A 15,131-nucleotide genomic window follows, 5' to 3' on the forward strand; every position below is an offset into this window, starting at 1 on the left:
ATCGGTCATGGGCGTGCGCCGACCACCGGCGTTTTCTCGTTGGCCGCAACGCCCACTGCGCCGCCGGTCGTGCCGCGGGCGACCAGCGTCGGGGTCAGGATCGTCGCGCTCGCCGCGCCCAGCGTTTCGCCGCGCAGGATACGCAGCAGCATCATCATCGCGGTCGACCCCAGTCGGTCGATATTGACCTGCATCGTCGACAGCGAGGGGTTGAGGTGGCGGGCGAGGGGGATATCATCGAACCCGGCGACCATGATGTCGCCGGGCACCGACACGCCCGATCCGGCGAGTTCGGCGATCAGCCCCACCGCCATCTGGTCGTTGGCGGCAAAGACCGCGTCGACGGGCAGCCGCCCCTGCACCAGCAGCCGCGCCGCCTGTGCGCCGCTTTCCTCGGAAAAGTCGCCGGGCAGGATCGCGGGGCTCTGCACTTTGGCGATTTTCGCCATTGCGTCGGCAAAGCCGCGCTGGCGGTCGCGCGCGTCGCGGTTGTGTTTCGGGCCGGCGATATGGACGACCTGCTGCGCGCCGCGTTCGAGCAGCGCTTCGGTCATCGCATAGGCGCCGTGATAATTGTCGACCGCGACGAATGGCAGGTCGAGCGACCCCGCGTCATAGTTGAGCAGGACCGTCGGCAGCGCCGGGTCAAGATAGCCCGACAGCAATTCGGGCTTCACGTCGGGCGGCATCACCAGCAACCCGTCGACGCGCCCGCGCATTGCGGCGATGGCGGCGGCGGTTTCGTGCGTGCTGCCGTGCATGTTCCCGAGCAGCAGGTGCATGCCCGATTCATGCGCGACCAGGTCGATACCGCGAATGATCTCCGAAAAGAATTCGCCGAACAGGTCGGGCAGGATGACGCCGACGGTATCGGTCTTGCGCCGGGTCAGGCTGCGCGCGCCGCTGTGGGGGACGAAATTGAGCTTCTTCACCGCCGCCAGCACCGCGGCCTTGGTCGGGGCGGTGACATTGCTGTGGCCATTGATCGCGCGTGATGCCGTGGCGACCGAAACTCCCGCCTCGCGGGCGACATCCCTCAACGTGGTCATGCTGCTCGCCCCCTCATTGTCCGATGGTCCCACCCCGCCGCTGCGACGCCGTTGTGATGGTGGATAGCGGACACGGAACGGCAACTAGGTAACCGGTTACAGAAACAAATTGCAAGGTCATTTGCGCGCCTCCCGGGGGATCGCGCGGCCTATGGCGTCAAACAGGTGCAGCTGGTCCGGTGGCAACAGCGCTACGACCTTTTCGCCCTCGCGCAGGCTGCCATCGTCGCGCCGCTGACACGCGATGGGATCGCCGCCGTCGGCTGCCTGCAGATGCACGGTAGCCAGGCCGCCGAGCCGCTCGACGAAGGTGATGGTAAAGGGCAATGCGCCCGCCGCGGCGCCGATCTCGATATCTTCGGGCCGGATGCCGACCGACACCGGCGTGCCCGGCGCGAGCGGCGCCGCAAGCGGGGGCAGGGCGACGCAGCCGCCATCGATCAGCTGGGCCGATCCATCATCGGCAACGACCGCCGCCAGAATGTTCATGCGCGGGGTGCCGAGAAACTGGGCGACGAAGATGTTGGCGGGACTTTCGTAAAGCGCGCGCGGGCTGCCGACCTGTTCGATAATGCCATCGCGCAGCACGATGATCCGGTCGGCGAGCGTCATCGCCTCGACCTGATCGTGGGTGACGTACAGCGTCGTCGTGCCGAGCTGGCGGTGCAGGCTGGCGAACTCATACCGCATCCGCACGCGCAAATCGGCATCGAGGTTCGACAACGGTTCGTCGAACAGGAAAATCTGCGGCTGGCGGACGATCGCGCGGCCGATCGCGACGCGCTGGCGCTGACCGCCGGACAAGGCCGCGGGCTTGCGATCGAGCAGCGGCTCGATGTGCAGGATAGCGGCGGCGCGGCGCACCGCGTCGTCGATCTCCGTCTTCGATGCCTTGGCGATCTTGAGCCCGAACGCCATATTCTCGCGAACGGTCAGGTGCGGGTACAGCGCGTAGGATTGGAAGACCATCGCGATGCCGCGCTCCGATGGCGGCAGGTCGGTGACGTCGCGGTCGCCGATGCTGATGCGGCCGCTCGTCAGCTCTTCCAGCCCGGCGACTGCGCGCAGCAAGGTCGATTTGCCGCACCCCGACGGCCCGACGATCACGGTGAATTCGCCGTCGGCGACGTCGATCGATACGCCCTTCAGCACCTCGGTCTCGCCAAAGTTCTTGCGCGCGTCACGGATCGACAATCCCGCCATGGCTTAAGTCATCCCCCGTTATCGCCGTCAGTAGACCGTCGCGCCGACGACGATGATCGCCGGCGCCGGAAAGATAGCTGTGGCCGGGCTGAAGCGCGCAATCGGGGTCGCCATCGCATTCGATCGTTCGCCACTGCTGGCGGACGTCTGGCTGGGTACGTCCATCCTGATATCCTCTACGCCGTTCTTATGTTATGCCAAAGGTCTAACGAGAGGCCGGAACCAATGCAACCGGTTACATCGTGAGATAGGCGGAGCGGGCGCCGCGCTGCTTGAGCCATCCGACGCCCGCCGCAATTCACGCCGCGAAATAATCATTCGCCGCCCACTGGCGCGCGCGGGGCCGACTGGTTACATGGGCCGCCACCAAACGAATCGCGCGTGCCGCCCCGAAATGCGGGACAGGCGCCGCCCGCACCAGAAAGTGGCCCCGATGGAAATCACGACCGGTCTGACCTTTGACGATGTGCTGCTGGTGCCCGGCCCATCCGAGATCCTGCCTAGCGACGCGATTCTGTCGACCCGCCTGACCAGCGAGATCGGCCTGAACATCCCGATCCTGTCGTCGGCGATGGACACGGTGACCGAGGCCGATATGGCGATCCTGATGGCGCAGATCGGCGGCATCGGTGTCCTCCACCGTAATCTGACGGTCGAGGAACAGGCCGCCGCGGTGCGGCAGGTGAAGCGCTTTGAAAGCGGGATGATTGTCAATCCGATCACCATCACCCCCGACGCGCCGCTGTCCTATGCCACCGCGCTGATGGACCAGCACAGGATTTCGGGCATTCCGGTGGTTGAAACCGGCGGCAAGCTGGTCGGCATCCTGACCCACCGCGATGTCCGCTTTGCCGACAATCCGGGCCAGCCGGTGCGCGAGCTGATGACCGCCGACAATCTGGCCACCGTGCGCCCCGGCGTCGGGCAGGACGAGGCGCGCAAGCTGCTGCACCAGCGCCGCATCGAAAAGCTGCTGGTCGTCGATGATGATTATCGCTGCATCGGGCTGATCACCGTCAAGGACATGGAAAAGGCGGTCAATTTCCCCGATGCGACCAAGGACGGTAGCGGCCGCCTGCGCGTCGCCGCGGCGACCAACACCGGCGATTCCGGGATCGAGCGCGCCGAGGCGCTGCTCGAAGCCGAGTGTGACCTGATCGTCGTCGACACCGCGCATGGGCACAGCAAACTCGTCGCTCAGACCGTCGAACGCATCAAGAAGCTGTCGAACCGCGTCCAGATCCTTGCGGGCAATGTCGCGACCGGCGATGCGACCCGCGCGCTGATCGACGCCGGCGCCGACGGGGTAAAGGTCGGTATCGGCCCCGGCTCGATCTGCACGACGCGCATCGTCGCGGGGGTGGGCGTGCCACAGCTGACCGCGATCCTCGACAGCGTCGAGCAGGCGGCAAAGCAAAATATCCCGGTCATCGCCGACGGCGGCCTGCGCACCTCGGGCGACATCGCCAAGGCGCTGGCGGCGGGCGCGTCGTGTGTGATGGTCGGCTCGCTGCTGGCCGGGACCGCCGAGGCGCCGGGCGAGAGCTTTCTGTTCCAGGGCCGCACCTATAAAAGCTATCGCGGCATGGGCAGCGTCGGCGCGATGGCGCGCGGCAGCGCCGACCGCTATTTCCAGCAGGACATCAAGGACCAGATGAAACTCGTTCCCGAAGGGATCGAGGGGCAGGTGCCGTTCAAGGGTGCCGCCAAGGACGTCATCCACCAGCTGGTCGGCGGGGTAAAGGCGGCGATGGGCTATACCGGCAGCCGCACCCTCGCCGATTTCCGCGACCGCGCCAAATTTGTGCGGATCACCAACGCGGGTCTGCGCGAAAGCCATGTCCACGACGTCTCGATCACGCGCGAAGCGCCGAACTATCCGGCGGGGTAAATTCGCTTCGTCGTTGCGACCCCGGGCTCGATCCGGGGGAAGCAATCCAGAGCGATTACCGCTACGCTGGATTGCCGCGTCGCTTCGCTCCTCGCAATGACGATCAAAGGTATAAAATCATGACCCCCGCTGCCCGCGTCCAGACCGCGATCGAGATCCTTGACGTCATTGCCGCCGCCGCTCGCGACGGTGGTGCCCCCGCCGACGCGATCTTTGCCGAGGCGATGCGCGCGCGCCGCTATGCCGGGTCAAAGGACCGCCGCGCGATCCGCGGACTCGTCTATGATGCGATCCGCCGCGTGCGCTCGGCGCCCGCATCGGGCCGCGCCGCGATGCTTGCGCTCGCCGACGCCGATCCGGAGCTGGCCGCGCTGTTCGACGGCGCCGCCTATGGCCCGGCCGCGATCGGCGCCGACGAGCCGCGCGCTGAAACCGGGCTCGCCACCCCTGCGCTGATGAAGCTGTTCGACCCGCTGGTTGGCAAGGCCGAGCGCGATGCCATGCTGGTGCGCGCGCCGCTCGACCTGCGCGCCAATCGCCTGCGCTCGAGCCGCGACGAACTGGCGATGATCTTTCCCGACGGCGAAGCGATCGACGGTCTCGCCGACGGCTGGCGCCTGCCGGGCGAAACCGCGGCGGTCCAGCATTCGGCCTATGCCGAGGGACAATTCGAGGTCCAGGACGCGGCGAGCCAATATGCCGCCGCCGCGCTCGGCGCCGAAGCCGGACAGGTGGTGATCGATCTGTGCGCTGGCGCGGGCGGCAAGTCGCTCGCCATCGCTTCGGCGACGAACGACGAAGCCGCAATCCTCGCCTGCGACACCAACCGCGCGCGGCTGCAACAATTGGCGCCGCGCGCGCACCGCGCCGGGGCAACCGGGATCGAAACGCTGCTGCTCAACCCCGGACAGGAGCGCGCGATGCTCGCCGACCGGATGGACAAGGCCGACCGCGTCATCGTCGATGCCCCCTGTTCGGGCAGCGGCACCTGGCGGCGCAGCCCCGAACTGCGCTGGCGCTCGACCCCCGCGCGGCTCGATCGGCATGTCGCCGATCAGGCAAAGCTGCTCGACATCGGCGCGGCGCTGGTGGCGCCGGGGGGTAAAATCCTCTATGCGGTGTGTTCGATCATCGCTCGCGAGGGGCGCACACAGGTGGATGATTTTCTGGGCAAGCATCGCGGCTGGACCGCCGATACCGACTATCTGCCGGACGCCGTCGGCCGCGCCGCGGGGGCCGGTTTTCTGCTCACCCCGGGGCATGACCGCTGCGACGGATTTTTTCTCGCGCGACTGACGGCGCCATGTTAGCATCCTGCCAATGAAAAGATGGGAGAATGCGATGCGCGTCGGTTTTCTGGCTCTAGCCGCGGGGGTTGTCCTCGCCAGTTTGCCCACGGCATCCGATGCCCAGCGCGCCGACAGCGACATCTTCCCGCGCTCGGTCGTGCTCCAGCAGGACGGGCAAAAGGCCCAGGAATCCGGCGATCTGAACCTGGCAATCGACCTCTATGAATCGGCGCTTGCCGCCGATCCGCGCAACCGTTCGGCGATTATCGCGCTGGCGCAGGTCGCCCGCGCGCAAGGGCTGCCGGGCAAAGCGATCAGCCTGTATCGCGAGGCCTTGGTGCTCGAACCGAATGACATCGTCGCGCTGACCGGGCAGGGCGAAGCGCTGGCCGACAAGGGCGCGCTCGAACTGGCACGCGAGAAGCTGGCCGAAGCGCAGCGCGTGTGCGGCGACAAATGCCCGCAGGTCGCCGCGCTGGAAAAGACGATTTCGTCGAGCGCATCGAAGCGTGTCGTCGCTGCCGAGGCACTGGTGCCGAAACCGGTCGTTGCGACGGTGAGCCCGACGAGCCAGAATTAAGGTCTGACTAGAATCGGATGGCAGCTTTGGGGCGGGGAGCTGTCGTTTGCTAGCCTATCTTCGTCACCCCGGACCCTTCGACACGCTCAGGACAGGCTTGATCCGGGGTCCAGACCCCTTGCGCCGCGCTATGCTGCTAGGGCGGATGGATCCCGGATCAAGTCCGGGATGACGAGGAGGATCGCGACCCTACGCCCCCAACGCCCGCGCCAGCGTGACCCACTCTCCGACGCTGACCGTTTCGGCGCGGCGGGTCGGGTCGATCCCCAGCACCTCGACCGCGGCGACTGCGCCTTCGACGCCCTTCAGGCTTTGCCGCAGCATCTTGCGCCGCTGGCCGAACCCCTTTTCGGTCAGCTTTGACAGCAGCTTGGGATTGACCCCGGCGGGTTGATCCGCGGCAACGACATGGACAATCGCCGACATCACCTTGGGCGGCGGGGTAAAGGCCGAGCGGTGGACCTTCATCGCGATCTTCGCGGTCGATCGCCACTGCGCCAGCACCGCGAGGCGTCCGTAAGCGCTCGTATCGACCGGCGCGACGATACGCTCGGCAACCTCCTGCTGGAACATCAGGGTCAACGATAACCAGCGCGGCGGCCATTCGGCGGGTTCGAGCCAGCGGGTGAACAATGCGGTGCCGACATTATAGGGCAGGTTGGCGACGATGTGATACGGCGCGCCGCCGGTCAGCGCGTCGACATCGACCGCCATGGCATCGTCGGCGATCACCGTCAGCTGGCCCGGAAACGCCTCGGCCAGTTCGGCGAGGAGCGGCAGGCAGCGGTCGTCGCGCTCGACCGCGATCACCTTTGCCCCGGCGCGGAGTAGCGCACGGGTCAGCCCGCCGGGGCCCGGACCAACCTCGAACACCGTGGCACCATCAAGATCGCCGGGGATCGCCGCGATGCGGTCGAGCAATTGTTCGTCGAACAGGAAATTCTGGCCCAGCGCCTTGCTGGCCGAGAGCCCATGCGCGCGCACGGTTTCGCGCAGCGGCGGCAGGTGGGGCGCGGGGCGGGCGCTCACTTGGCCGGGGCGCAGCTGCGCTCGCGCGCCGTTGCCAGTTTGGCGGCCATGGCGATCGCGGCGATCGTCGGGCCGGGATCGGCCAGCGCGGTCCCGGCGATGTTGAACGCGGTGCCATGGTCGGGCGAGGTGCGGATGATCGGCAGGCCGAGGGTCAGATTGACCCCGTCGTGGAAATGCAGTGCCTTGAACGGGGTCAGCGCCTGATCGTGATAGGCACAGAGCAGCGCGTCATAGCGGGCGCGGACGGCGGGCGCGAACAGGCTGTCGGCGGCGAGCGGGCCATCGACGATGATGCCTTCTTCGGCAAGCTGCGCGACCGCAGGCACCATGATGCGGTCTTCTTCGCTGCCGAGCTGGCCGCTCTCGCCGGCATGGGGATTGAGCCCGGCGAGCGCGAGGCGCGGGTTTTCGATCCCGAAATCGCGTTTCAGGCCGCGCACGACGATCCGCGCCTTGGCAACGATCAATTCGACCGTCAGTCGCTCGGACACTTCGATCAGCGGGATATGGACGGTGAGCGGAACGACGCGGAGCGACGGCCCGGCCAGCATCATCACCGCGTTGGTGGCGGTCACGCCGCAGCGTTCGGCGATGAATTCGGTCTGGCCCGGATGGGTATAGCCGATGCCGTGCAGCGCGAATTTCGACACCGACCCGGTGACGAGCGCCGAACTTGCCTGATTGCGGGTCAGCCCGATGCCGGTTTCGAGCGCGTGGAGCGCGCAGGTCGCGCCCGCCGCGGTCGGCGTGCCGGGGGTCAGCGGCCCGCTGTCTTCCAGATGCCAGACGGGCAGGGCGTCGTCGAAGGTCCGCTGGACCTCGTCGATGTCGCCAACCCGCGCGATCGGGCCGTCCCAGACAGCGGCGATCGCCGCCGCGTCGCCAATCGCGAAAAAGGGCGGCAAATGGCTTTCGCGGCGCGCCGCCCAGGCGCGCGCGGTGACTTCGGGTCCGACACCGGCCGGGTCACCCATGGTGACCGCGATCGGCTGTCGAAGATCGGAATACGGCATTGGCTATATTCAGCTATATTCGATCACGGCATCCCGGCGCAGGTCGCGCAGATAACGCTGGGCCCGCTTGTTGACCTTTTCTTCCAGCAGGCGCGCCTCGATCTGCTCGAGATTGGGAGCGGTTGCTGTCTGCGGCAAGTCACGCCCGCACAGCACCAAGACGCTCACCCCCTCATTGGCGGCGCCGAACGGCTGGGTCGTCTGCCCGATTTGCAGGTTGATCAGCGTACTTTGCAGGGGCGCGGGCAGCGCGCGCATTTCGATGTTGTCGCGGGACACGACCGTCGCGCCCAGCTGCGCGGCAACCGCATCGGCGCCGCCGCAACCCGCGATGTTGCGCGTGGCTTCGGCAAACTGGCCGGCCAGCTCGGAGGCGCGGGCCTGCGTCGTGCCGGCGGCGAAATCGAGCGAGATCTGCTTCAGGCTGAGGATGGCGTCGCGCGGGTCGGCGGTCAGCACTTGGCGCCGATCGATCATCAGCATGATCGACACGCCGCCGGGAACCTGGATCGGCCCGACCAGCTGACCGGGCTGCATCTGGGTCGCCGCCTCGGCCATCGATGTGGGCAGCTGGCCGGGTTTCACCCAGCCCAGATCGCCGCCGACGACCGCGGTCGATGCCTCGGAAAATTGGCGCGCATAGGCGGCAAAGCTGCCGCCCGCCTGCAACGCCTGGATGATCTTCTGGGCATTTTCGGTGACCGCGGCGACATTGTCCGACGGCGCCGACAAATAGATTTCACCAAGGTGGAATTCGTCCTGACCCTTGGAATCGTTCAGCCGCTGGACCACCGAGGTGACTTCGTCGGTGGACACGTTGGTCGTCGATTGAATGTTGCGCGACAACAGGCGGTCCCAGGCAAATTCGCCGCGGATCTGCTGCTTTACGGCCGCCGCCGACGAACCCTTGGTGACAAGATACGCCGAAAACTGGTCGGGGGTCTGCTTGAAGCGCGTCGCGAGGCGAGCGAATTGATCGTTGACGACATTTTCGTCGATGGTGATATCGGCCGCCTTGGCTTCCTGAATCTGCAATTTCTCGTCGATCAGGTTGCTGAACACCTGATTGCGCAGTCGCTGGAGCTCCTCGGGCGGCAGCTCGACATTGTTGTTGGCGATGCGGATCAACGCCATCCGCTGCTCTATGTCGGTCGCGGTGATGATCTCGCCGTTCACGGTCGCCGACGGGCGATAGACGTTGCTCTTGGCATCGCCGAAAATCTGGACATTGCCGGGAATGTTGAGGCTGGTCGTCGGGACTTCGTCGTCGCTGACGGTCTGCGCCAGCACCGGCGTGATGCCGACGGCGGCCACGGCGATCAGGCCGATCATGGTCGAAAATTTGGTCATCTTCACCCTATTCGAGAATTAGTGGCACGCTCCGTATCAGCGGATACGCCCGATGGTCCAGCGCAATCCGCCATATTGACCGTTTCAGGCCTGCCGATAGCGCGTGAACGCTGAACCTAGGCTGAGCGATACGATCAGAACCCGAGATTGCGGAAGGCAACGCGGAACGAAAAGCTGTTGCCGCGCCGCGCATCACCGGTGTCGGCATAGTCGCGGCGCCACGTCAGCGCGATCGACAGACAGTCGTCGTCATAGGCGATGCCAAGACGATGGCGAATGGGCTCGAACCCGTCCGCGGAACTGAGCGGGTCGTCACTCTGCTGGGTCAGGTCGACAATCGCCGAACCAAAGACCGACCAATATTGCGCGATCGCGACGCGGCCGCCGACGCGCGCCTCTTCGCGGTCCTGCAAATCCTCGCCGAGCAGCAAGATGTCGCGGTTGAGCCGCGAATAGCCGAGCACGGCATAGGTCGAGCGGCTGCCGATCGTCGCGTCGAATTCGTTGCGGCGGATCGCCAGATTGTCCTTGTCGAGCCGGTAGCGGTGGGTGAGGCGCAAGAAGTCGCGATAGGCAATCGTAGTCCGCCCGACGACATCCGAGGTGCGATCGGTCAGCCCGGTGCCGTCGGGAAACAGGCTGGGTTTGTCCGACAGGCGATAGCTTTGCCCGACGCTGCTGCTGATGTTGAACCCCGGGCGGCTGTAATTCCATTCGACGCCATAGGTGATGCGCGCGCCGTCCTCGAACCGGTCATAGCCGTTGAAACGGTTGATGGCGAACAGGTTGCTGTCCTCGAGGTCAAAGGCGCGTGAATCCTCGTTCGGGATGTCGAGATTCTTGATCGGCGGGGTGGCGACGATCTGGACCCGCGGGGTCAGCGTCTGGGTACCGCCTGCAAATTCGCCGACGAACGGCCAGCGCATGTCGGCGGCGACCGCGGCGATCCCGCGCGCCTGCCATCCCGACTTGCCGCGGTAGCCCGGGATCGTGGTGAGCAGATTTTCATCGCTGTGATAGACGTCGCCGCGGACCAGGGCGGTCAGGGTGACTTCCTGGCCCCACCGCGTCAGGCCGCGCAAATCCCAGCGCGCGCCGGCAAAGGCGCGCTGCGTATCCTGTCCCGCGGTGCGACCGATCGCCAGCGTATTGAGCTGCAGTTCGACCTGACCGCCCAGCACCGGATCGGCAAAGCGCTGGCGATAATCGATGATCGGCAGCGCGATCGGCTGTTGCCCCTGTTCGTCGTTGGCGCGCAGCGTCTGGGTCGCCCAGCCGGCGACCGACAAATAGCTGTTGCCGCCGATCCGTTCGAGCTCGAAGGTCGAGCGCAGCCGGTCGTCGCGGCTGATGTCATAGCGGCGCATGAAGGTGCGGTCGGTGGCGATCCGCCCCGAATAGCTGAGGCTCCAGCGCGGGTCGAACTGGAACTTGCCGGCGCTCTCCAGATAGCCGCGAAAGCGTTTGCGGCTGTCGGGGTCTTCGCCGGTCAGCGGGACCAGCGAGCTGTAGGTTGCATAGCCGTTGATCCGGAACGAGCCGATGTCGGTCAGGGCGCGGAACTCGCCCTCGATCATCGGCGCTGCGCCGGTGTAGAGGTGCGGGGTGATCGTGATGTCGCGGTCGGGCGCGAGGCGCAGATAATAGGGCACCGCGACTTCAAAGCCGTTGCTGCGGTCGAGGCGGATTTCGGGCACGAGCAGCCCGCTGCCCGCCTCGCTGTTCGCCGGATGGCTGAGCCCAGGCAGCGGGATCAGCGGCAGGCCGAAAAGCTCGACCCGCGCGCCTTTGTAACGGATCTTGTTGTTCGCCCGGTCATAGGTGACGCGGACGGCGCGGATCTGCCAGCTTGGGTTTTTGGGGCACCCCTCGGCATCCTCGACCGGGCAGGGGGTATAGGCGGCATTTTCCAGCTCGATATTGCCATTCTCGAACCGGGTTCCCTTGACCGCGGCGAGCCGCGACCCGTTGTCGAGCACGACGAGCAGATTTTCGACCACCCCGTCGCGCAAACTGTCGGTCAGCTCGATGCGGTCGCCATAAGCGGTATCGCCTTCGGGGCTTTTGATCGCGACATTGCCCTCGGCAAAGACCTGACCGGTCTTGCGGTTCCAGGTGACCTTGTCGGCGCGCATCGAAATCGCCTCGCGGTTCATCGCGACATTGCCCTCGGCAACCACAACTTCGGTATCGCTGTCGTAATTAAGGTTGTCGGCGGCAAAGCCGACCTGATCTTCGGCGGCGACCGCGGGGGCGTCGGTGGTGACCGGCGCGACGTCGGGGGTCTGGAAATCGGGTTCGCCCGCAACCTCCTGCGCGGCGGGCGATTCGTCGGCCTGCTGCGCGACCGCGGGACTGGCAAGCAGCGCAAAACCGCTTGCCGTTGCCAGCCACAGCGGCGGCGATCGGTGCGCCTGTCGGAACAAAGCCCAGCTCATTTAATCACTTTGTCCCACATATTTGTCGCGTCCGCCCGGGTTGGACCGGCTGCTTTGTTTTTGCAACTCGCAAGCGAAACCCCTATCGGTCCCGCACGCTGCAATCAATCATCGCATGAGAGACTTACCGAATGGATATTCACTTTGTCGCGCAAATCGATGCGTCTGCCGACGCCGTCGCTTTTCCGGTCCGCAAGGGCGAGCTGAACGCCTTTGTCCAGGCGCTGGGCGAGCCACACGGCGCACTGCTCGGCGGCGCTGCGGCACAGGCACGGTTTGAAGGCGCGGCGGGCGGCATCGCCGAGACGGCGGCGGTCGATGGCGGCCGCGTCCTGCGTTTGCTGCTGGTCGGGATCGGCGAAGGCACGGTGCATGATCTGGAGCGTGCGGGCGGCGCGCTGACCGGACGGCTGCAGACCAGCGGCGCCGCGGCGGTCCATGTCGATTTTGCGAGCGCGGGCGTGGTCGATGAAGACGATGTGCTGGCGTTCGCGATGGGCGCCAAGCTGCGCAACTGGCGCATCGACACCTATCGCACCCGGCTGGCCGACACCGCCAAGCCGAGCCTCAAGACGCTGACCATCGCGTCGCCGCATCGCGACCTGTCGGTCCGCTGGGCCGCGAATGAAGCGATCGCCGACGGCGTGGCGCTGACCCAGACGCTCGTCGCCGAGCCGCCGAACATCCTCTACCCCGAGAGCTTCGTCGAACGCTGTCAGCACCTCGCCGAGCTCGGCGTCGAAATCGAAGTGCTCGACGAACGCCAGATGAAGGCGCTCGGCATGGGCGCGCTGCTCGGCGTCGCGCAGGGCTCGACCCGTCCGCCGCGGCTGCTCGCGATGCGCTGGAACGGCGGCAAGGACGGCGACAAGCCGGTGGTGTTCATCGGCAAGGGCGTGACGTTCGACACCGGCGGCATCAGCCTGAAGCCCGGACCCGGCATGGACATGATGAAATGGGACATGGGCGGCGCGGGCGCCGTCGCCGGCGCGATGAAGGCAATCGCCGGGCGCAAGGCGAAGGCGAACGTCGTCGGCGTCGTCGGGCTCGTCGAGAACATGCCCGACGGCAATGCGATGCGTCCCGGCGATATCGTCACCACCATGTCGGGCCAGACCGTCGAGGTACTCAACACCGATGCCGAGGGACGGCTGGTGCTGTGCGATGCGATCACTTGGGCACAAAAGATGTATTCGCCCAAGGTCATCGTCGACCTCGCGACGCTGACCGGCGCGATGGTCATCTCGCTCGGGCATGAATATGCGGGCATCTTCGCCAATGACGATGTGCTGGCGGACAAGCTGATCGCGGCGGGCGAGACCAGCAACAACAAGCTGTGGCGTTTCCCGCTGTCGGCGGCCTACGACAAGCTGATCGACAGCCCGATCGCCGACATGAAGAATATCGGCCCGCGCGAAGGCGGTTCGATCACTGCGGCGCAGTTCCTGAAACGCTATGTCGACGAAGGCGTCACCTGGGCGCATCTCGACATCGCCGGCATGGCGTGGGCCGACAAGGACGGTCCGGTGTGGGCCAAAGGCGCGACCGGCTATGGCGTCCGTCTGCTCGACCGCTACATCGCCGAAAACCACGAGGGTTAAGGGCCGGGGAGCATGCCGCGCGTCGATTTTTACCGGCTGACCCGCGACCCGGTCGAACGGGTGCTCCCCGTCATCGCGGCGCGCATATTGGGGGCGGGCGACCGGTTGCTGATCGTCGCCGCTCCGGCGATGCAGCGGCAGGCGATCGACGAGGCGTTGTGGACGCTCACCCCCGCGAGCTTTCTGCCGCACGGCGCTGCAGGGTCGCCCGATGAAGCCATCGAACCGATCCTGATTGCGGGAACGCTCGACCCCGCGCCGCCCAATCACGCCCGGCTGATCGCACTCGCCGACGGCGAATGGCGTGACGCGGCGCTGGGGTTCGATCGCGCCTTTTTGCTGTTCGACAACAGCCGCATCGACGATGCCCGCGCGACCTGGCGGACGCTTTCGGCGCGCGAGGATGTCGACAACCGCTTCTGGAAACAGGACGACCGCGGCCGCTGGTCGGAAGGGCCTTAGGCGTCCATCAGCACGACGTCCCAGCGATATTTCGCCGCGTTGTCGAGCTTTGCAACGGCGGTGGCCGCCCCGTCGCCAAGCCCCTTGTACAGCGTATCGGCGGCATTGCTCGCCCCGTCGTCCGAAAAATACATCTGGGTGACCAGCCGCTGGCTTTTCCCGCGCACGTCGAAATGGATGTGCGGCGTCCGCCGCCCGATCGGCGAGTCATAGGCGGCGGGCTTGATCGTGATCATCCGCCAATCGCCGCCCGCGCCGGTGCGAATCTGCGCATAGCCTTGAAAGTTGGGATCGAGCGGCGCGGTGGCGATGTCGTTGGCATGGGCATAACGGCCAGCAGCATTCGCCTGCCAGACTTCAAGGATCGCGCCCTGCACCGGATTGCCCCGCCGGTCGAGGATGCGCCCGCTAACCTCGATCACATTGCCGACGGCGCGTTTGGCATGGCCCTTGATCCACGTAAGGTCGGCGTCGTCGTCGGCCGGGCGTTCGATCGGATAGAAGGGGCCAAGGTCGCCCGGCACGGTCGGGCGCAGCATCGCCTCCGCCGCCTTCGCGCCGCCCGTCAACGCCATCGAAGCCGCGAGCGCCGAGCCCGCGAAGGCGCGGCGGGTCATTCGGTCAAGCCGGTCGTTGGGCATAGATGGTCCCCTCTTGCCCGCAACATAGCATGAATGCGGCCCACCCGATCGGCAATTTGGAGGTAGAGGCGCTGCGCTCCGACCTTGCGGCGGCGCAAAAGCGCCGCTAGAGGCGCGCCCATCGCAGACCATAATAACACAGGAGCTTCCCCCATGGCGGTCACTCGCACCTTTTCGATCATCAAGCCCGATGCCACGCGCCGCAACATCACCGGCGCCGTCACCAAGATGCTGGAAGACGCCGGCCTGCGCGTCGTCGCGTCGAAGCGCATCCACATGAGCCGCGAGCAGGCCGAAGGCTTTTATGCGGTCCACAAGGAACGCCCCTTTTTCGGCGAACTCGTTGATTTCATGATCAGCGGCCCGGTCGTCGTCCAGGTTCTGGAAGGCGAAAACGCCATGCAGGCGAACCGCGACATCATGGGCGCCACCAACCCCAAGGACGCCGCCCCCGGCACGATCCGCAAGGAACTGGCCGAAAGCATCGAAGCGAACACGGTGCACGGCAGCGACAGCGATGAGAACGCAGCGATCGAAATCGCGTACTTCTTCAAGCCCGAAGAAATCGTCGGTTAATCAATA

14 protein-coding genes are annotated in these 15,131 nt (G+C 66.1%); 6 read left to right on the top strand and 8 right to left on the bottom strand.

Annotated features, from left to right (window positions below):
• Positions 1 to 5: 5 nt before the first annotated feature.
• The 3 genes from FFS68_RS09895 to FFS68_RS17880 form a co-directional block, all read right to left on the bottom strand.
• Entirely contained in the window at positions 6 to 1,049 is a 1,044-nt protein-coding gene (locus tag FFS68_RS09895) for a LacI family DNA-binding transcriptional regulator (RefSeq protein WP_137753025.1), read from the bottom strand.
• A 117-nt stretch (positions 1,050 to 1,166) separates the two neighbouring features.
• A complete protein-coding gene (ugpC, locus tag FFS68_RS09900; protein ID WP_137753026.1) occupies positions 1,167 to 2,252 on the bottom strand; it encodes a sn-glycerol-3-phosphate ABC transporter ATP-binding protein UgpC in 1,086 nt (361 codons plus the stop codon).
• Between the two features lie 27 nt (positions 2,253 to 2,279).
• Positions 2,280 to 2,417, bottom strand: coding sequence for a hypothetical protein (locus tag FFS68_RS17880; protein WP_171003812.1), 138 nt, complete (start codon positions 2,415 to 2,417; stop codon positions 2,280 to 2,282).
• 268 nt (positions 2,418 to 2,685) lie between these two features.
• On the opposite strand from FFS68_RS17880, the gene guaB reads away from it, so the two are divergent.
• From guaB to FFS68_RS09915, 3 genes are all read left to right on the top strand, one after another.
• Positions 2,686 to 4,143 carry an IMP dehydrogenase gene (gene guaB, locus FFS68_RS09905; protein ID WP_137753027.1) on the top strand — a complete coding sequence of 486 codons (1,458 nt, stop codon included), beginning with the start codon at positions 2,686 to 2,688 and terminating at the stop codon, positions 4,141 to 4,143.
• Between the two features lie 119 nt (positions 4,144 to 4,262).
• Positions 4,263 to 5,453, top strand: a complete 1,191-nt coding sequence (locus FFS68_RS09910) for an RsmB/NOP family class I SAM-dependent RNA methyltransferase (RefSeq protein WP_137753028.1) — start codon at positions 4,263 to 4,265, stop codon at positions 5,451 to 5,453.
• A 10-nt stretch (positions 5,454 to 5,463) separates the two neighbouring features.
• Positions 5,464 to 6,012 (top strand): tetratricopeptide repeat protein, encoded by a 549-nt coding sequence (locus tag FFS68_RS09915; RefSeq protein WP_249340115.1) that lies wholly within the window; start codon positions 5,464 to 5,466, stop codon positions 6,010 to 6,012.
• Positions 6,013 to 6,201: 189 nt separating this feature from the next.
• Here the strand turns inward: FFS68_RS09915 and rsmA are convergent, their stop codons facing one another.
• The 4 genes from rsmA to lptD form a co-directional block, all read right to left on the bottom strand.
• Positions 6,202 to 7,041: a 16S rRNA (adenine(1518)-N(6)/adenine(1519)-N(6))-dimethyltransferase RsmA gene (gene rsmA, locus FFS68_RS09920; RefSeq protein WP_249340116.1), complete on the bottom strand. Its 840-nt coding sequence runs from the start codon at positions 7,039 to 7,041 to the stop codon at positions 6,202 to 6,204.
• Complete coding sequence (gene pdxA / locus FFS68_RS09925) at positions 7,038 to 8,057, bottom strand: 4-hydroxythreonine-4-phosphate dehydrogenase PdxA (RefSeq protein WP_137753029.1); 1,020 nt, start codon at positions 8,055 to 8,057, stop codon at positions 7,038 to 7,040. The genes rsmA and pdxA overlap by 4 nt, the downstream gene beginning before the upstream one ends.
• Before the next feature lie 9 nt (positions 8,058 to 8,066).
• Positions 8,067 to 9,407: a peptidylprolyl isomerase gene (locus FFS68_RS09930; protein WP_137753030.1), complete on the bottom strand. Its 1,341-nt coding sequence runs from the start codon at positions 9,405 to 9,407 to the stop codon at positions 8,067 to 8,069.
• A 134-nt stretch (positions 9,408 to 9,541) separates the two neighbouring features.
• Positions 9,542 to 11,845, bottom strand: a complete 2,304-nt coding sequence (gene lptD, locus FFS68_RS09935) for an LPS assembly protein LptD (RefSeq protein ID WP_137753031.1) — start codon at positions 11,843 to 11,845, stop codon at positions 9,542 to 9,544.
• 131 nt (positions 11,846 to 11,976) lie between these two features.
• Between lptD and FFS68_RS09940 the strand changes: the two genes are divergently transcribed.
• Both FFS68_RS09940 and FFS68_RS09945 read left to right on the top strand, forming a co-directional pair.
• The gene (locus FFS68_RS09940) at positions 11,977 to 13,446 is read left to right on the top strand and encodes a leucyl aminopeptidase (RefSeq protein ID WP_137753032.1); all 1,470 of its coding nucleotides are present in this window, start codon (positions 11,977 to 11,979) and stop codon (positions 13,444 to 13,446) included.
• A gap of 12 nt (positions 13,447 to 13,458) precedes the next feature.
• Positions 13,459 to 13,908, top strand: coding sequence for a DNA polymerase III subunit chi (locus FFS68_RS09945; protein WP_137753033.1), 450 nt, complete (start codon positions 13,459 to 13,461; stop codon positions 13,906 to 13,908).
• Here the strand turns inward: FFS68_RS09945 and FFS68_RS09950 are convergent.
• Complete coding sequence (locus FFS68_RS09950) at positions 13,905 to 14,549, bottom strand: hypothetical protein (RefSeq protein ID WP_171003813.1); 645 nt, start codon at positions 14,547 to 14,549, stop codon at positions 13,905 to 13,907. The genes FFS68_RS09945 and FFS68_RS09950 overlap by 4 nt on opposite strands.
• 153 nt (positions 14,550 to 14,702) lie before the next feature.
• Here FFS68_RS09950 and ndk point away from each other — a divergent pair, with 153 nt between their 5' ends.
• Positions 14,703 to 15,125 carry a nucleoside-diphosphate kinase gene (gene ndk / locus FFS68_RS09955; RefSeq protein WP_037518700.1) on the top strand — a complete coding sequence of 141 codons (423 nt, stop codon included), beginning with the start codon at positions 14,703 to 14,705 and terminating at the stop codon, positions 15,123 to 15,125.
• The last annotated feature ends 6 nt before the right edge of the window (positions 15,126 to 15,131 follow it).

Source organism: Sphingopyxis sp. L1A2A, assembly GCF_005502465.1.
Classification (GTDB): Bacteria; Pseudomonadota; Alphaproteobacteria; order Sphingomonadales; family Sphingomonadaceae; genus Sphingopyxis.